Raw genomic sequence first — 16,512 nt, forward strand, 5'->3', positions numbered from 1 at the left:
CGCAACGCACGCCGCCGGACCCGCATCTTCCCCCACGAACCCCCGAACCCGGATCCCACGGGCCCAGCGCCCCCGGACTGCCCCCACTGGCCCCCACGACCCTGGAGAACGTTGAAACGGTCCCGAGACAAGGCGGCCTCCGAGCTGTTCGCCGCCCTGTATCCGCGCCTGGCCGGCTGGTGCCGCCGTCTGGTCGACGACGACGAGACGGCCCACGAGATCGCCTCGGAGGCGTTCACCCGGCTGTGGGCCCGGTGGACGAAGGTGGAGGAGCCGCGCGGCTTCCTCTACGTCACCGCGGCCAATCTCGTCCGGGACCACTGGCGCAAGCTGGAGCGCGAGCGCCGGGCGGTGCGCCAGGTCGGCTCGGAGGCCGCGACCCGCCCGCACGCCGAGCCGGCGGATCCCTCGGTACGGCTGCTGGTGCAGTCCCTGCCGGAACGACTGCGGGTCCCGATCCTGCTGCACTACTACGCTGACATGCCGATCCGGGAGGTGTCCGCGCTGACCGGGCGCAAGGAAGGAACCGTCAAGGCCGATCTGCACGCGGCCCGCGAACTGCTCCGCGTCCATCTGAGGAGAAGCCTTGACCACACGCTTTGACGACGAGCCGGACTTCGACGCCCCCGACGACCCCCTCGCCGTCCTCCTCCGGCCGCCCGCCGCCCACCTCGGTCCGCCGCAGGGCCGCTACGAGGAGATCCGGCGCGCCGCGGGCCGCCGCCGGCTGGTCCGCACGGCGGCCGGCGCCGGGGTGACCTGTGCGGTCGCCGCCTTCGTCGCGCTGTCCCTGCATCTGACGGCGCCCTCGGCACCGTCGTCCCCGCGGGTGCCGCTCGCGCCGCCGGCGGTCAGCCCGACGGCCCCGTCCCGTCCCCCGGCGTCTCCGGCTCCCGACACCCCCAGCCCGAGCCCGAGCGTCGCGCCCACACGGAGCCGCAGCACGCAGGCTCCCACCCGTGGCGCCTCGACGACCCCGTCGGCGGTCCGGGACGCGCCCTCGGAGGCCCGGCCGAGCGCCGTCGCCACGGAGTCCCGCCGGTAGCGGCGTCAACACGGCGCCGGGTGTCGCCATCCCTTCGTGTCATCCCGTGTCGTCGTCCGGTGCGCCGCCCGCGGTCCGAAGACGCGGGCCAGGGCCTCGCACCAGGGGGTTTCGCCGCGGGGCGAGGGCCGCGGTCCGTGTCGGCCGTCCGGGTAGGGTCGCACCCGCCCATCCGGCCGCTGCGGCCCGTATGGCCGAGGCCGCCCCTCGGCGTTGGTGTGATGTTTCGTACGTGGCCGGAATGAAAGGTGTGGAACGGGCAACGCTCCGTTTCATGCTCCACGCACGAACCCTCCGGCAGGTGACTCGATGACGACGGCGACCAAGGCCCCTCCGACCGCTCCGGCCGCCGCGCCACCCTCCCGTACCCAGGCGTCCACCCCGGCCCCCTCGCTGCCGTCGCTCACCGGGCTCAGATGGATGGCCGCGGTGCTGGTCTTCGGCCTGCACGTGCACAATTTCCGGTACTTCGGCGGCGCCGGCGGCCGTTTCATGTCCTGGGGGTTCGAGGCCGGCGCCTCGGGGGTGTCGTTCTTCTTCGTGCTCTCCGGGTTCGTGCTGATGTGGTCGGCGCGGCCGGGCGACCGGGCGCCGCGTTTCTGGTGGCGGCGCGTGGCCCGGGTCTATCCGGTCCACCTGGTCACCGTCGTCGTCGCGCTGGTCATGGCGTTCACGCTGCCCCGCCAGCCGAGGCCGACCCTGCCGCAGGGCCTGGCCGACGTGTTCCTGGTGCACTCCTGGTGGCGTCCGTGGTGGCAGACCCTGGACCCGGTCAGCTGGTCGCTGGCCTGCGAGGCCTTCTTCTACGCCGCGTTCCCGCTGCTGGCGCTGGTGCTGCGCCGGCTGGAGGCGCGGGGCGCCACCGTGCTGGCCGGGTTGTCGGTGCTGGCGGTGCTGGCCCTGGCCTGGACGGACGCGCACCACTGCTGGGACCAGCCGATCAGCTCCTTCCCGGCCGCCCGGCTGCCCGAGTTCGCGCTGGGCGCGGCCACCGCGCGGCTGGTCCTGCTCGGCCGGTGGCGCGGCCCCGGCCTGGAGGCCTCGCTGGCGCTGGCGGTCATCGGCTACTTCCTGGTCCCGCAGGTGACCGACGACTACGCGGCCACCGCCTGCACCATCACCGGCTTCGCCCTCCTCATCCCGGCGGCGGCCGTCGCGGACCTGCGCGGGCTGCCCTCGCTGTGGCGGCGCCGGTGGCTGGTACGGCTCGGCGAGCTCTCGTTCGCCTTCTACATGATCCATCTGCTGGTGCTGCGGGCGGGCACCCACCTGCTCGGCACCCGCCCGCGCTACGACCTGCTCACCGGCGCCGCCGTCGCCACCGCCGCCTTCACCGTGTCACTGGTGCTGTCCTGGCTCCTCTACGAGGGCGTGGAGCGGCCCGCGCGACGCCTGCTGCTGCGGTATCCGGCACGGCGGAAGACGGCGACGGCCTGACCGGTCACGGGAACTGCGTCACCTTGGAGGGGGCGGTGCTGGTCCCCGAGGTCGGCGCACCCGTGGTGTTGACGACGTGGGCGTACTGGCCCATGCCGCCGAGGGAGATCACCAGCAGGTCGTGCATCTTGATGCCCGAACCGGTCGGCACCTGGAAGCCGTTGGACTGCACGATCGTCGGATCGGCCGTGTAGTTGCAGTAGCTGCCCAGCCCCCACGCCTCGTGCGTGCCCACGGTGTCGGCGACCTTGTAGGCCGCGTAGCCGACGACGCCGTCATGGGTGATGGCGGCGGCGTTCGGGGCGTCGTACGCCTTCTCGTTCTGGAAGAAGATCGTGCGGCCGCGTTCGCCGTTCCAGTAGACGTCGTACTTGTTGAAGTGCTCGACGAACAGGCCGGTGGCCAGGACGTCGTTGCCGTTGACTCGCAGGCCGTAGTCGGCTCTGTTGGTCGTCCAGCCGACTCCGCTGCCGTGGTCGGCGCGCCAGAGCCAGGTGTGGTCGATGATGACGTTGTTGCTGTTGACCACGACCGAGTTGGTGGCGAGGCCGGGTCCGGCGCCGCCGATGCGGACGAACACGTCCTGCATGGACGTGGGGTTGGCGGAGTGGTCGGCGGTGGAGCCCGGGTCGCCGATCCGCAGCAGGGTGTCGGAGTTGACCGACCCCGCGTCGATGAGGAACCCGGCGAGCTTCACGCCGTCGACGTCGGCGACGTGCAGGGCGTCGACGCCGTTGTCCGGGACCAGGGTGGCGAGGCCCAGGCCGAGGACCACGGTGTTGGCGCGGGTGACGTTGATGGTCTGGTCGAGGTGGTAGACGCCCGGGGTGAACAGGAGGTTGAGGCCCTGGGCGAGGGCCTGGTTGATGGTGGCGGCGGTGGCGCCGGCCTTGACGACGTAGAACTGGTCCAGCGGGAGGGAGGTGCCCGCGTTCGCCGGCCAGGAGACGCCCCGCGCGTTGGTGCGCTTGGCGGGGACGAACACCTTGTAGGTGCTGCCGTCGAGGTAGAGGAACGGCTTCTCACGCGAGACGGGGGTGGTGTCCAGCGTGGTGTACGGGCCGCTGTCGAAGTTGGTGGCGGGCGCGCCCTCGACGCCTGAGAACGTCATGTTCCAGACGCCGTTGGTCCAGCCGCCGACCGAGCTGTCCCGGGTGTACCACTGCTGCTGGGAGTACGGGCCGACCGTGCCGTCGATCTCCGAGTCGGCGATGTACCCGCCGGAGGCCCAGCCGTAGCCGTTCGGGGCCAGGTTGAGGCCGCCCTTGACGTGGATACGACGGAAGGGGGCCGCCTGAGCCACGGCCCAGCGGTCCGTTCCGTTGGAGGGGGTGATGGCGAGGTTCTCCGCCGAACGCCAGAAGTTCTGCGTGGCGTTGCCGTTGAACCAGCCGGCGTCGACCGTGACATCGCCGTTGATCTGCGTGTCGTCGGGGTTGAGACCGAGGCCGGAGATCGAGGTGTAGAAGCCGATCTGGGCGTTGATGCCGTTGTAGGTGCCCGGCTTGAGCAGGAACTGGTAGCGGCCGGTACCGAACTGGGCCGACTCCTGCTGGGCGAAGACGGAGTCGAACTTCGCCTGAAGGTTGGGCGTGGACGGGTCGACGACGATCACGTTCGGGCCGAGGTCGCCGCCGCCCTGGACCGGGGGTGTGCCGGTGGTGGTGCCGTAGACCTGGAACTCCCAGAGCGAGTAGCCCCACTGGGTGGCGCGGTGCACGCCCAGCATCCGGACGTAGCGGCCCTGCCCGGAGACGGTGAGGGTGTCGGTGCCTCCGTCGCCGCCGGTCACGGACTGCAGGTCGGTCCAGTTGCTGCCGTCGGCGGAGATCTGGACCTTGTAGTCCTTGCCGTAGGCGGTCTCCCAGTTGAGGACCACCTGGCTGACCGTGGCGGTGGCGCCGAGGTCGACCTGGAGCCACTGGTCGTCGGAGAAGGCCGACGACCAGCGGGTACCGGTGTTGCCGTCCACCGCGTTGCCCGCGGCGGTCCCGGCGTTCTCCACGGAGGAGGCGGTGGCCGTCCTGCCCTGGGACAACGGCGCGTCGGCGGCGTGGGCCGCCGGCGCGTGCGCGGTGGGGAGGGCGAGCAGCGCCGCCATGGCGGCGAGCACTACGCCCAAGGATCTCAGTCGTCTCATCAGCGGCTCCCTGAGGTGGACGTGGCGGTGCGGACAACGACCGCACCCCACGGCTTAGTTCAGGTTTTGATTTAAGTGGTGAGGCAACTGGGCGACAAGCCTTCGGGCGCGGATTTTTCAGCCGCGGCCACCCCGCGGCACGTCACAGGGACGGTCGCGGGGCGGATTCCGGCCCTGTCACAGGCCGCGCTGCGCGTACAGGGCGGGGAGGCCGCCGTACAGGGCGCCCTTGGCCCAGCGGGCGATGTCCTCGGGCTTGGCCTTGGGTCCCTCGGCATGCGCGGCCGCGCGGCTTGAGCGCGAGGCGCAGGCTGTTGGTCTGCGACCAGAAGGCCGCCTTGGAGGCACTGTGGGCGCCGCCCTCGGCGACCCAGGACAGCACCGAGTGGACGTTCAGGATGTGGCCGCCGCCGTTGCGCTCGATGACCGGGACGGGGGCGCGGGCGAGCAGCGGCGTGCCGTAGAAGTTGATCTCGAACTCGCGGCGGATGTCGTCGAGCGGCGAGGTCGGGAACTGGGTGCCGAAGGCGATCCCGGCGTTGTTGACCAGGACCGTGACATCCTGCGTCCGCTCGACGACGGCGGCCACGGAGTCGGGGTCGGTGACCTCCAGGGGCAGCGCCACCGCGTCGAGGTGGGTGACGGAGCGCGGGTCGCGGGCTGTGGCGTAGACCTTGCCGGCGGCCATAGTAAACCGATCGGTCTCCGGCTTCGATCGCGGAGTGGGCAGCCCGTGCCCCCGGCGGCCCCTACCGCCTTGCGGGCAGCGGTAGTTACTCGATCAAGTTCATTGCGTCCGACCTCTGGCTACGGACTCCTACCGGGCGGTATACAGACCCCCGACACACGCGTGCGGGCCACCCGTCGGGACCGGTTCCGTGCGCGTCTTCGCGCAGGGGGGATTTCCATGGCGTACGGCACCCCGTCGGACGGTTCGGCAAGACGGCACCGGCGGAAGGCCACGGTGGCGGCGGCCCTGGGCGGCTGCGCCCTGGTGGCCGCCTCCGCCACTCCGGCCGCGGCGCACGGCGGCGGCCACGGCTCCGGCCACGACCACGGCACCAGCTACGTGGCGCTCGGCGACTCCTACACCTCGGGTCCGCTCATCCCCACGCAGGTGGACGCCAACTGCGCCCGCTCCGATCACAACTACCCCTCGCTGGTCGCGGCGGCGCGGCACGTCAGCACGTTCAAGGACGTGAGCTGTTCCGGTGCGACGACCGCGGAGATGTGGAAGGCGCAGGGCACCAACGGCCCCCAGCTGGACGCCGTCCAGCGGGACACCGACCTGGTGACGGTCCAGATCGGCGGCAACGACATGGGGTTCGGCTCCATCATCGCCACCTGCGCGGCCCTCAGCTCCAAGGACCTGACCGGCAACCCCTGCCAGCAGTACTACAACGCGTCCGGCACCGACCAGCTGGTGGTCAACATCGCGCAGACCGCGCCGAAGGTCGACAAGGTGCTGCGGGCGATCCGCGCCCGGGCCCCGCACGCCCGGATCCTGGTCGTCGGCTACCCCGACCTGCTGCCCGACGACGGCAGCGGCTGCTACCCGACCGCGCCCTTCGCCGCCAAGGACTTCCCCTACCTGCGGGACACCGGGAAGCGGCTGAACCTGATGCTGCGCCTGGTCGCCGCCTGGAACGGCGCCCGGTACGTGGACACCTACGGCCCGACCGTCGGCCACGACATGTGCAAGGCGCCGGCCGACCGCTGGATCGAGCCCCTCCAGCCGACCTCACCGGCGGCTCCCGCCCACCCCAACGCCAAGGGCGAGGCGGCCATGGCCCAGGCCGTGCTGGAGCGTCTCGGCGGGCGTCACTAGGTGGTGGGCAGCGGCTTGTGCGGGTAGCTCCGCAGCACGAGGGAGGTGGTGACCGGGCCGTGGCGGGCCAGCGAGTCCACCACCTCCTCCAGGCGTTCGGCGTGGGTGCAGTGCACGTCGAAGAGCAGGCAGTCCTCGCCGGTCACCCGGAGCGTCGAGACGACCTCCGGGATCCGGTCGGCGAGGGCGAGCGCCTTCGGCAGCTGGGCGTGCGTGGTGCGCAGCCGGACGACGGCGTGGATGTTCAGCCCGAGCGCGGGGGCGGCGACGACGGCCCGGTAGCCGGTGATGACGCCGGTCTTCTCCAGCCGCTGGATGCGGGCGCCCGCCGCCGGCTGGGAGAGCCCGACCCGCCGTCCCACCTCGGCCCCGGTGAGCCGGCCCTCGGTCTGGAGCAGCTCCAGGATGGCGCGGTCGATGTCGTCGAGTGATTCCATCGTCGTCGTCCCCACTTCCCTCTGGATCACTTGCGGAGCCTGATCGCCGCCACTGCTTCCTTCAGAATCGCCCGCAGGACGGTCCCGGTGAGCGCCGGGTCGCGATGGAAGGGGCGGTCGGCGATGGTCGCGTACGTCATCATCCCCGGGATCGACGGGTCGGACGACGGGCACTGGCAGAGCCGGTGGGAGCGGGCGTGGGGGGACTCGGCGGTGCGGATCGCCCCGGGGTCGTGGACCCGGCCGGAGCTGGAGGACTGGGTGGACGCGGTGCAAGCCGCCCACGACATCGCCGTGGCGCGGGGCGCCGGCCGGGTGGTGCTGGTGGCGCACAGCCTGGGCTGCTGGGCGGCCGCCGGATGGCTGGAGCGGGTACGGCCCGCGGGGGTGTCGGCGTTCCTGGCCGCGCCGCCCGATCCCCGGGGACCGGCGTTCCCGGGTGCGGCGGCGCCGACGTTCCTGGACCTGTCCGCCCGTCCGCTGCCCTGCCCGGCCCTGGTGGTGGCGAGCGACGACGACCCGTACGGCGATGCCACGGCCTCCACCGCGCTGGCCTCGGGCTGGCGTGCGCACCGGCGTTCCGTCGGCGCGCACGGGCACCTCAACTCCGCGAGCGGGCTCGGGGACTGGCCGGCCGGCCGGGAACTGCTGCGGACGCTGGTGGGCGGCTGAGCCGCCCCCGCGGGGCCGACACCACGGACGGTCCGGCCCCTTGGGAGGGACCCGCGGGCGGTTCGCGATAGGTTGACCTGCATGAGCGACAACGTTTATTTCGACATCTCGATCAACAACGAGCCGGCCGGCCGGATCGTGTTCAACCTGTTCGACGACGTGGTGCCCGCGACGGCCCGCAACTTCCGCGAGCTCGCCACCGGGCAGCACGGCTTCGGTTACGCCGGTTCCACCTTCCACCGGGTCATCCCCGAGTTCATGCTCCAGGGCGGTGACTTCACGCGCGGTGACGGCACCGGCGGCAAGAGCATCTACGGCGAGAAGTTCAAGGACGAGAACTTCACGCTCAAGCACGACCGCAAGTACCTGCTGAGCATGGCCAACGCGGGCCCGAACACCAACGGCTCGCAGTTCTTCGTCACCACGGTGCTGACCCCGTGGCTGGACGGCAAGCACGTGGTCTTCGGCGAGGTCGTCGAGGGCTCGGACCTCGTCGACAAGATCGAGGGCTACGGCTCCCGCAGCGGCGCCACCAAGGCCGAGATCAAGATCACGGCGAGCGGCACCGTCTGATCACGGACCGATCCGCCGCGACGGTGACCGGGCGCCCGCCCGGTCACCGTTCGTCGTTTTCCCGTCGCGGCTCCACGGCCCCGGGCGGAGCGCGCCCGGCGGGGGTGTCGTGCGCGGTGAGGTGCTCCAGGACCTCGGCCAGCTCCTGGCAGGCCTCCTCGACGGAGAGCCGGGTGTTGCGCTGCTCGGTGATGACGGCCGACAGCAGCAGCGCGGTCAGCGCCAGCGCGCCGTTGAAGAGCTGCAGCTTCAGCATCACCTCGACCTGGGACAGCCCGGCGAAGGCGCCGATGCCGTCCGTCGCGGCAACCGTGGCCATGACCGAGGTGAACAGGGCGCACAGCACGCTCCCCGCCAGCCGGAACCGCAGGGCCGCCCAGATCAGCAGGGGATAGACGAGGAAGAGCGCGCTCAGGTTGCTGTGCGTGGCCACCGGGACCAGGACGGCGGCGACGACCGCGAGGGCCAGGGCCTCCTTCCAGCGGGCCGTCGAGGGCAGCCCCCGGACTCCCAGCAGCACCAGCAGGAACGGGGTGATGATCAGCACGCCCATCGCGTCGCCGACCCACCAGGCCAGCCAGATCGGCCAGAAGCTGCTCGCGGGGAGTTTGCCGGCGAGGAGCAGGGTGACCACATCGATGGTGGAGCTGACCATCATGGCGCTGAACGCCCCGAGGAACACCAGGGCGAGGCCGTCCCGCAGCCGGCTCAGGTCGGTGCGGAAACCGGCCCGGCGCAGCATCAGATACGCGCAGACGGGCCCGGCCGTGTTGCCGAGGAGGATGCCCACGGTGGCGGGCTCGGGAGGGCCGAGGGACAGGACGAGGAAGAAGGCGCCGAGCGTGATGCCCGGCCAGCAGCCCAGGCCGAGGACGAGCAGACAGGCCACCGCCACACCGGTCGACGGATAGATGGGGGTGAAGACGGCGCCCTCGACGGTGAGCCGGCACAGCAGGCCGAGCTGCCCCGCCGCGTAGTAGCAGGTGGCGACGGCCAGCGTCCGCAGGGCGAGGACAGCCGGGCGGTGAAGTTGCTGGATACCCACCACAGCAGCCATCAGACACCGAGGCGGCCGGGTCGGCGAGCCGGAGACACCCGCGGCCGGAGTGCCGGGCCCGCGCCGACGAGTCCGGCCGGAGTGCCGGGCCCGCGCCGACGAGTCCGGCCGAAGTGCCGGGCCCGCGCCGATGAGTCCGGCCGAAGTGCCGGGCCCGCGCCGATGAGTCCGGCCGGGGCGCCGGGCCCGCGCCGACGGGTTCGCGGCCGACCTGTCGGCCGGTACGGAGGGCGCTACACCGTGCGGTCCAGGCCGTCGTGGCCCACGACCAGGACGGCCGCGTCGTCCTCGTGCCCGACCCGTGCCGCCCCCTTGATCACGGCGGCCGCCAGCGACTCTGCCTCCAGGCCGGCCACGGCGGCGACACCGGCGAGCCGTACCACCTGGTCGAGCCCCTCCTCGACGGTCATCGACGGGCCCTCCACCACCCCGTCGGTGAGCAGCACGAACATGCCTCCGGTGGTGAACCGGTACCGGGTCACCGGGTACGCGGCGCCGGGTTCGATGCCCAGGGGCGGCCCGCCCTCGTCCTCGGCGACCCCGGACTTCCCGTCTGCGGTGGCCCAGACGAACGGGATGTGGCCGGCCCGGGCGCTCTCCAGCACCCCGGTGTCCGGGTCGAGCCGCATGAAGGTGCAGGTGGCGAAGAGCTCGCTGCCCAGGGAGACCAGCAGGTCGTTCGTCCGGGCGAGCAGTTCGTCCGGCTCGCCGGTCACGGAGGCGAGCGCCCGCAGGGCCGCCCTGACCTGGCCCATGAAGGCGGCCGCCTCGATGTTGTGCCCCTGGACGTCGCCGATGGTCAGACCGATACGGCCGTCGGGCAGCATGAAGGCGTCGTACCAGTCGCCTCCCACGTTCAGCCCGTAGCAGGCGGGCGCGTACCGCACGGCCAGATGGAAGCGTGGGGTCTCGGGCAGGTCCCGGGGCAGCATGCCGCGCTGGAGGGCGATGGCCAGCTCGACCTGCGAGCGCTGGTACTCGGCCCGCTCGCGCGCCTGGGCGGTGAGCGACCTGAGTCTGACCAGCAACTCGTCGTCGTCCATCGAGCGCTTGCGGGGCATGGATCACTCCGGCCGGGGAGACAGCCCTTCCAGGACAGACCCCTGGATTTCCACCTTTACAGGATCATAGTGCGAAGAGAGGACAAGCGGTCGGCGGCGGCCGGGCGCGGTCGGCCGCCGCCGGGGCACGGTGCGGTCACCCCTTGCGCAGGCCGTCGGCCCGGCGGGAGGCGCGCAGGGTGCCGACCGTCTTCAGCAGCCGGTCCGCCGGGTCGCGCAGCCGCGGATGGGCGAGGACGGTGTTGCGCAGTCCGCGGACCGGGCGGCGCCACAGCCGGTGCGCCGTGGCCACCGGGTGGGCCCGGGTGGCGAAACCCTCGCCCACCCGCAGCTCGCGGGTCTTGAGCCAGTCCTTGTACTCCTTGTCGCCCCGCCCGAGGTCCACGAGGGTGACGCCACCGCGCGCCGCGGCCTCGGCGGTGCGCAGATGCATCATCAACCCGGGTGAGTAGTAGTGCAGTTCGGGGTCGTAGGCGGTGAACCAGGCGGCGAGCACGGTGCCGGACCGCGGGCCGAAGTGCGCGGCCACCGGCCGGTCGCCGGCGTAGAGCACGGACAGCACACCGGTGAAGTGGTCCTCGCGGACGTGGAAGAGGTGGTCCACGAGGTCGACGATCCAGGGGCGGGCGAAGCGGTCCATGCGTCCGGTCCGCCGGTACTGGGCGGACTTCCAGCGCATCAGGGTGCGCAGGGCCGCCGGGTCGCGCTCGTCGAACGCGAAGCGCAGCTCGCCGATGTCACGGCCGAGGCGCCGTTCCTTCTTCAGCGTGGTCTTCGCCAGGCCCGGGTAGGTGGCGCGCAGCCACTCGGGGTAGCCGCCGTCCCCGGGTTTCACATCGATCACCGGTGAGGCGAAGGTGCCGGTGACATGGGGGGCGAAAGGTCTCTGCTCGGCCACCAGATGGTCGAACTCGAAGATCGACATCCCGCACGCGCCCAGCAGTTCCTGGGCGTCCCAGGTGACTCCGGGCCGGTGCACCAGCGCCTGGCAGTCGGAGAGGCCGAGCCCGACGGCCCGGCCCACTCCGAGCGCGTTGCGTTCGTACGGGAGGAAGCCGACCGGCTCCCCGCCCTCACGCAGGACCGCCACCCGTACCCCGGAGCGGTGCTTGCCCACGCCGATCGCGAACTCCGGAGCCAGAAAAGGGTTGGCGTACTCCGGCGACTCGTCCATCGCGTGGTGCCAGGCCCGGCGGAGCGGCTGGGTCAGCTCGCCGGGTCTGTGGATCGTGATGTCCACCTCAGATCAACCGCCCTTCGGCTGACGAGGTGTGTGGCACATGATTCCGGGGCCGACTCCCGGACGGACCTCTGCACTGGCCTCTGGATCGCATGGGCGACCGCTCCCCCCCATAACGCGAATTCCGCGTTCTGCCGTTACCAGGAACAGCTCCTGTTCCCCGCCGTACACCTTCGGTCCGTGACCGGCGAGCGGGTCGCCGGTCCGGAGGTGTCGCTCAAACGTCGCGAAACAGTACGCACGCTGTCAAGGGTGCCACTCTCGGGGCAGGTTGGGGGTGGCGTGACTCGGACTTTCCCGGCCCTTTCCGTCAGGTCGCGGTCGCCGCGGCCGCCGCGCGTCCCGTCTGGCGGCCGGAGAAGAGGCAGCCGCCGAGGAAGGTCCCCTCCAGCGAGCGGTAGCCGTGCACCCCGCCGCCACCGAAACCGGCGACCTCACCGGCGGCGTAAAGACCGGGTACCGGCACCCCGCTGCTGTTCAGGACCCGTCCGGAGAGGTCCCTCTGGAGACCGCCCAGGGTCTTGCGGGTGAGGATGTTCAGCCGGACGGCGATGAGGGGGGCCGGCGCCGGTGTCCAGGATCCGGTGGATCGAGGCGGTGCGGCTGAGCGAGTCGCCCACGTGGTCGAGCGCGTTGCGGATGCCCATGACCTGGACGTCCTTGGTGTACGGATTGTCGATCTCGCGGTCGCGTGCCTCGATCTGCCGTTTCAGGTCGGCGAGGTCGATGAGGCCGTCGCCGGTCAGCTTGTTCATGCCGGTGACGAGGTCGGTGAGGTTGTCGGCGACCACGAAGTCGACGCCGTTGTTCTTGAACTTCTCGATGGGCTCCGGGGTCTGCCGGATCCGGGACAGCAGTTGCCGGATGTTCTTGTTGGTGAGGTCGGGGCTCTGTTCGGAGCCGGAGAGCGCGAACTCCTTGGCGAGAATCTTCTGGGTGGTGACGAACCAGGAGTAGTCGTAGCCGGAGGCGGTGATCGAACCGAGCGTGTGCAGGGTGTCGTAGCCGGGGATGTCGGGGGTGTTGAAGCGGCGGCCCTTCGCGTCGAACCACATCGAGGAGGGGCCGGGCAGGATGCGGATGCCGTGCTTCGGCCAGATCGGGGCGTAGTTGCGCAGGCCCTCCGTGTAGTGCCACATCCGGTCGGGGTTGACGATCCGGCCGCCCGCCTGCTCCGTGATGCCCAGCATGCGGCCGTCCACGTGCGCGGGCACCCCGGTGACCATGGACTTGGGCGGGGTGCCGAGCCGGGCCGGCCAGTTCTGCCGTACGAGATCGTGGTTGGCGCCGATGCCGCCCGAGGTGACCACGACGACCGGCGCCCGCTGCTCGAAGTCGCCCACGACGGTACGGCAGCCGGCGGTGCCGCGGGCCGCGCTGCCGGTCTCCAGGATCGCGCCCCGCACCCCGGTCACCGCGCCGCCGGTGGTCACCAACTCGTCGACCCGGTACCGGAACTTGAAGGTCACCTTCCCGGCGGCGACCGCCGCCCGCACCTTCTTCTCGAGGGTTCGACGACGGCGGGGCCGGTGCCCCAGGTGACGTGGAAGCGGGGCACGGAGTTGCCGTGGCCGTCGGCGAGACCGCCGCCGCGCTCCGCCCAGCCCACGATCGGGAACCACTGCACGCCCAGTCCGGAGGGCCAGGACCGCTTCTCCCCGGAGGCGAACTCCATATAGGACGGGGCCCATTTGTAGGCCTAGTAGTCCTGGCCTTTCGGGTCGTCGACACCCCGGTCGAAGCCGGCCGTGCCGAGCCAGTCCTGCCAGGCGAGGTCATGGGAGTCCTTGACCCCCATCAGCCGCTGTTCGTCGGAGTCGACGAAGAACAGTCCGCCGAAGGACCAGAACGCCTGGCCGCCCAGGCTGGCCTCCGGTTCCTGGTCGAGCAGCAGCACCTTGCGGCCGGCGGCGGCGAGTCCGGCGGTCGCGACCAGCCCGGCGAGGCCGTGGCCGACGACGATCGCGTCCGCGTCCTGCGACTCGGCGGCGGACGCCCCCGCCTGGCCGAGGGTCAGACCGGCGAGCGCGCCGCCGTCGTCCTCGCGCTGGCGTTCCATGCTGCGCGTGAGGTGCTCCGTCATCGCCTCGGCCGCCCGCTCGGGGTTGCGGCGCAGGACGGCCCGTACGATCCGCTCGTGCTCGGCGACGGTCGGGCCGCCGGCGCCGACGACCTTGCTGAGCCGGAAGATGTGCAGGTGCGCGTGGAGGCGTTCCACCGCGTCGGCGAGGAGCGGCCGGTGCGCGGCCTGCCCGATCGCCTCGTGGAAGCGCTGGTCGAGCGCGGCGAAGTCGCGGTAGGACGCGTACCGCCCGTTGGGGCTGGGCTGGGCCTGCATCTCCTCGACGATCCGCTCCGGCCGTCGAGCTGCTCCTCGGTGGCGTTGTCGGCAGCCAGGGCGGCGGCCCTCGGTTCCAGCAGCAGCCGCATCTCGAAGAGTTCCGCGAGCCCCTGCGGGGTCAGCAGTTCCGTCGCCCGGTATCCGGACAGGGCGCGTTTGACCACCAGTCCGTCGGACTCCAGCCGGGCCAGGGCCTCCCGGACCGGGGTGGGCGAGACCTTGAGGGTGCGGGACAGGGCCTCGATGCCGACGCGGGCGCCGGGCGCGATCTCGTGGTCCATGACCATCGCTTTGATGCTCTCGTACACGCTGTCCGACAGCGCCTGCCGGACGGGTGGCCCGTCGGCCCCGTCGCCCGGGACCCCGGCCGCGGAGGAGATGTGCGGCGGCATCCCGGCTCCTCCTTCCCAAGGCCTGCGTGTCGCCCACAGTTTACCCAGGTGGGCGCGGAGAGGGACCTGGAAGTCCTGATCAGACGGGTGCGGCCGGCGCGGCCTTCGGCGACGACCGCGCGCCCCCGCTCCTCTCCCCCTCGTACTGGCGTGCTATCACCGGATCCCATGGAGACCGTGGCGACCGAGCCCATCACCCCGTCCACCCCGCGGCCCGTACGGTGGCCGACGATGGTCCAGGGGTGGCATCAACTGACCTTTCTGCACTGGCCGGTGGAGCCGGAGCGGGTGGCGGGGCTGCTGCCCGCCGGTACCCGGCCGGACACGCTGGACGGAGTCACGTACGTCGGGCTCGTCCCGTTCCTGATGCGGGGCACGGGCTTCGGGCCGGGGCCGGGGCTGCCGTACCTGGGCACCTTCTGCGAGACGAACGTGCGGCTGTACTCGGTGGACGGGCAGGGCCGGCGCGGGGTGGTGTTCAGGTCCCTGGACGCATCCCGGCTGCTCCCGGTGCTGGTGGGCCGGTCGGGATTCCGGCTGCCGTACGTATGGGCCTCGATGCGGCTGGCCCGCAAGGGCGATGTGGTCACCTACACCTGCCGGCGGCGGCGCCCGACGGCCGCGAGCCGGGCGGTCGTACGCATAGGGGAGCCGATCGCCGAGCCCTCGCCGCTGGAGCACTTCCTGACCGCGCGCTGGGGGCTGCACGTGACCTGGCACGGCCGCACCGCACACCTGCCGAACGAGCATCCGACCTGGCCGCTACACCGGGCCGAACTCCTGGAGCTGGACGACGAGTTGGTCGAGGCGGCAGGCCTGCCGACGCTCTCCGGGCCGCCGGTCAGCGCCCTCTGGTCGCCCGGTGTGAAGGTGCGGTTCGGGACGCTGGAACTACTCCACCCCCTTAGGTAAAGAGATCGTATGGTCTAGTCCAAAGTGCGCTTTGGTCCAGTCCAATTCATTGACGTGACCGCGACACCTCCGGAAGCTGGGACCCACCCCACACCTCCCCGGCCCCCTGGAGGCACCAGTGAGACCCCTTCGCGCATGTCTGGGCGCGGCGGCAGCCGTCACGCTCGCCGCCGCCGGCACCACCGCGCTCGTCGCGAGCGACGCCTCGGGCGCGACCACCGCGCTGAGCAACCGGTGGTACGCGGCCGCCCCCTACCTGATGCCGCTGGACAACAACCCGCCGGACGCGGCGGCCATCATGGACGCCAGCGGCCTCAAGGCCTTCCAGCTGGCGTTCGTCCTGGCCCCCAACGGCGGCGGCTGCTCGCCCACTTGGGGCGGCACGGCGGCCGTCTCCTCGGACACCGCCGTCCAGTCGGTGATCAACACCATCCGGGCCAAGGGCGGCGACGTCTCCGTCTCCATCGGCGGCTACGGCGGCACCAAGCTGGGCCAGACCTGCGCGGACGCGGCCTCCACCGCGGCGGCCTACCAGCAGGTGATCACCAAGTACGGGCTGCACGCGATCGACTTCGACCTGGAGGAGCCGGAGTACGAGAACACCGCGGCCATCAAGAACGAGATCGGCGCCGCGAAGATCCTCCAGCAGAACAATCCCGGCCTGTACGTCTCCGTCACCACGGCCGGCACGGCGGACGGGACCGGCTGGTTCGGCAAGCAGATGCTGCTGGAGGCGAAGTCGCAGGGGTTCACGCCCAACAACTTCTCCATCATGCCGTTCGACGGCGGTTTCAGCGGGGCGGCCGCGCAGACCAGCGCGCTCACCAACTTCAACGCGATCCTGCAGTCCACCTTCGGCTGGGACCAGGCGACCGCCTACGCCCACGAGGGCTTCTCCGGGATGAACGGCCGCAGCGACACCGGCGAGTACTTCACCCAGGCCGACTTCCAGACGGTGCTGGACTACGCCACGAGCCACAACATGGACCGCTTCACGTTCTGGTCCCTGAACCGCGACCGCCAGTGCACCCCGGTCGACAACAACGGCACCACGTCCGGGACCTGCTCCAGCGTGGCGCAGAGCGCCTGGGACTTCGCCAAGTACTCGGTGAAGTTCGCCGGGGTCACCCCGCCGACCACCACCCCCACGCCCACCCCGACCCCGACCCCGACCCCGACGCCCACCTCCTGCAAGACGGCATGGAGTGCGACGGCGGTGTACACGGCCGGGAACGAGGTCTCGTACAACAGCCACAACTGGAAGGCCAAGTGGTGGACCCAGAACGAGGTGCCCGGCGCCTCCGAATGGGGCCCCTGGCAGGACGAGGGCGCCTGCTGACCTCTTGACGGGGTTGGTCCGGACCTTTAGCTTCGCGG

The 16,512-nt window shown here is 71.6% G+C and carries 16 protein-coding genes and 2 pseudogenes; 8 read left to right on the top strand and 10 right to left on the bottom strand.

The genetic code is table 11. The features are described 5' to 3' along the window. Positions 1-111 precede the first annotated feature (111 nt). The 3 genes from ACFZDK_RS19655 (at position 112) to ACFZDK_RS19665 (ending at position 2,482) form a co-directional block, all read left to right on the top strand. Positions 112-603: an RNA polymerase sigma factor gene (locus tag ACFZDK_RS19655; protein WP_355715419.1), complete on the top strand. Its 492-nt coding sequence runs from the start codon at positions 112-114 to the stop codon at positions 601-603. Continuing rightward, on the top strand, positions 587-1,045 hold the full coding sequence (locus ACFZDK_RS19660; RefSeq protein WP_390973994.1) for a hypothetical protein: 459 nt from the start codon (positions 587-589) through the stop codon (positions 1,043-1,045). Before ACFZDK_RS19655 ends, ACFZDK_RS19660 begins: the two co-directional genes overlap by 17 nt. A 309-nt stretch (positions 1,046-1,354) precedes the next feature. Next, entirely contained in the window at positions 1,355-2,482 is a 1,128-nt protein-coding gene (locus tag ACFZDK_RS19665) for an acyltransferase family protein (protein WP_390973995.1), read from the top strand. Positions 2,483-2,486: 4 nt separating this feature from the next. Here the strand turns inward: ACFZDK_RS19665 and ACFZDK_RS19670 are convergent, their stop codons facing one another. Further along, positions 2,487-4,622, bottom strand: coding sequence for a discoidin domain-containing protein (locus tag ACFZDK_RS19670; RefSeq protein WP_390973997.1), 2,136 nt, complete (start codon positions 4,620-4,622; stop codon positions 2,487-2,489). 268 nt (positions 4,623-4,890) lie between these two features. Further along, positions 4,891-5,316 (bottom strand): annotated as a pseudogene (locus tag ACFZDK_RS19675) (SDR family NAD(P)-dependent oxidoreductase); the annotation flags it as partial. 213 nt (positions 5,317-5,529) lie between these two features. Here ACFZDK_RS19675 and ACFZDK_RS19680 point away from each other — a divergent pair. Beyond that, complete coding sequence (locus ACFZDK_RS19680) at positions 5,530-6,450, top strand: GDSL-type esterase/lipase family protein (RefSeq protein ID WP_390973999.1); 921 nt, start codon at positions 5,530-5,532, stop codon at positions 6,448-6,450. Here the strand turns inward: ACFZDK_RS19680 and ACFZDK_RS19685 are convergent. Continuing rightward, the gene (locus tag ACFZDK_RS19685) at positions 6,447-6,917 is read right to left on the bottom strand and encodes an AsnC family transcriptional regulator (RefSeq protein ID WP_390974001.1); all 471 of its coding nucleotides are present in this window, start codon (positions 6,915-6,917) and stop codon (positions 6,447-6,449) included. The genes ACFZDK_RS19680 and ACFZDK_RS19685 overlap by 4 nt on opposite strands. A gap of 93 nt (positions 6,918-7,010) precedes the next feature. Between ACFZDK_RS19685 and ACFZDK_RS19690 the strand changes: the two genes are divergently transcribed. Both ACFZDK_RS19690 and ACFZDK_RS19695 read left to right on the top strand, forming a co-directional pair. Further along, positions 7,011-7,559, top strand: a complete 549-nt coding sequence (locus ACFZDK_RS19690; protein ID WP_390974003.1) for an alpha/beta fold hydrolase — start codon at positions 7,011-7,013, stop codon at positions 7,557-7,559. 81 nt (positions 7,560-7,640) lie between these two features. Beyond that, positions 7,641-8,132 (top strand): peptidylprolyl isomerase, encoded by a 492-nt coding sequence (locus tag ACFZDK_RS19695; RefSeq protein ID WP_390974005.1) that lies wholly within the window; start codon positions 7,641-7,643, stop codon positions 8,130-8,132. A 43-nt stretch (positions 8,133-8,175) separates the two neighbouring features. Here the strand turns inward: ACFZDK_RS19695 and ACFZDK_RS19700 are convergent, their stop codons facing one another. From ACFZDK_RS19700 to ACFZDK_RS19730, 7 genes and pseudogenes are all read right to left on the bottom strand, one after another. Beyond that, entirely contained in the window at positions 8,176-9,180 is a 1,005-nt protein-coding gene (locus ACFZDK_RS19700; RefSeq protein ID WP_390974250.1) for an MASE1 domain-containing protein, read from the bottom strand. A 242-nt stretch (positions 9,181-9,422) separates the two neighbouring features. Beyond that, positions 9,423-10,250: a SpoIIE family protein phosphatase gene (locus ACFZDK_RS19705; protein WP_390974007.1), complete on the bottom strand. Its 828-nt coding sequence runs from the start codon at positions 10,248-10,250 to the stop codon at positions 9,423-9,425. Positions 10,251-10,386: 136 nt separating this feature from the next. Continuing rightward, on the bottom strand, positions 10,387-11,490 hold the full coding sequence (locus ACFZDK_RS19710; protein ID WP_390974009.1) for a GNAT family N-acetyltransferase: 1,104 nt from the start codon (positions 11,488-11,490) through the stop codon (positions 10,387-10,389). 310 nt (positions 11,491-11,800) lie between these two features. Beyond that, positions 11,801-12,043, bottom strand: a complete 243-nt coding sequence (locus tag ACFZDK_RS19715) for an FAD-binding protein (RefSeq protein ID WP_390974253.1) — start codon at positions 12,041-12,043, stop codon at positions 11,801-11,803. Next, positions 11,925-13,181, bottom strand: coding sequence for an FAD-binding protein (locus tag ACFZDK_RS19720; protein ID WP_390974011.1), 1,257 nt, complete (start codon positions 13,179-13,181; stop codon positions 11,925-11,927). Before ACFZDK_RS19720 ends, ACFZDK_RS19715 begins: the two co-directional genes overlap by 119 nt. A gap of 8 nt (positions 13,182-13,189) precedes the next feature. Next, positions 13,190-13,549, bottom strand: coding sequence for an FAD-binding protein (locus ACFZDK_RS19725; RefSeq protein ID WP_390974255.1), 360 nt, complete (start codon positions 13,547-13,549; stop codon positions 13,190-13,192). After that, a pseudogene (locus ACFZDK_RS19730) lies at positions 13,535-14,223 on the bottom strand (GntR family transcriptional regulator); the annotation flags it as partial. The pseudogene ACFZDK_RS19730 and the gene ACFZDK_RS19725, both read right to left, overlap by 15 nt. A 168-nt stretch (positions 14,224-14,391) precedes the next feature. Between ACFZDK_RS19730 and ACFZDK_RS19735 the strand changes: the two are divergent. Together ACFZDK_RS19735 and ACFZDK_RS19740 are read left to right on the top strand one after the other, a co-directional pair. Next, positions 14,392-15,135: a DUF2071 domain-containing protein gene (locus ACFZDK_RS19735; protein ID WP_390974013.1), complete on the top strand. Its 744-nt coding sequence runs from the start codon at positions 14,392-14,394 to the stop codon at positions 15,133-15,135. A 118-nt stretch (positions 15,136-15,253) separates the two neighbouring features. Continuing rightward, positions 15,254-16,474 carry a carbohydrate-binding protein gene (locus tag ACFZDK_RS19740; protein ID WP_390974014.1) on the top strand — a complete coding sequence of 407 codons (1,221 nt, stop codon included), beginning with the start codon at positions 15,254-15,256 and terminating at the stop codon, positions 16,472-16,474. The last annotated feature ends 38 nt before the right edge of the window (positions 16,475-16,512 follow it).

The sequence above is a fragment of the Streptomyces sp. NPDC007901 genome, assembly GCF_042959465.1.
Lineage (GTDB): Bacteria > Actinomycetota > Actinomycetes > Streptomycetales > Streptomycetaceae > Streptomyces.

Coding starts and splice junctions, on each gene's coding strand:
- ACFZDK_RS19665 (WP_390973995.1), top strand. CDS start 1,355: ATGACGACGGCGACCAAGGCCCCTCCGACCGCTCCGGCCGCCGCGCCA.
- ACFZDK_RS19670 (WP_390973997.1), bottom strand. CDS start 4,622: ATGAGACGACTGAGATCCTTGGGCGTAGTGCTCGCCGCCATGGCGGCG.
- ACFZDK_RS19680 (WP_390973999.1), top strand. CDS start 5,530: ATGGCGTACGGCACCCCGTCGGACGGTTCGGCAAGACGGCACCGGCGG.
- ACFZDK_RS19690 (WP_390974003.1), top strand. CDS start 7,011: ATGGTCGCGTACGTCATCATCCCCGGGATCGACGGGTCGGACGACGGG.
- ACFZDK_RS19695 (WP_390974005.1), top strand. CDS start 7,641: ATGAGCGACAACGTTTATTTCGACATCTCGATCAACAACGAGCCGGCC.
- ACFZDK_RS19705 (WP_390974007.1), bottom strand. CDS start 10,250: ATGCCCCGCAAGCGCTCGATGGACGACGACGAGTTGCTGGTCAGACTC.
- ACFZDK_RS19720 (WP_390974011.1), bottom strand. CDS start 13,181: ATGGGCCCCGTCCTATATGGAGTTCGCCTCCGGGGAGAAGCGGTCCTG.
- ACFZDK_RS19725 (WP_390974255.1), bottom strand. CDS start 13,549: ATGGAACGCCAGCGCGAGGACGACGGCGGCGCGCTCGCCGGTCTGACC.
- ACFZDK_RS19735 (WP_390974013.1), top strand. CDS start 14,392: ATGGAGACCGTGGCGACCGAGCCCATCACCCCGTCCACCCCGCGGCCC.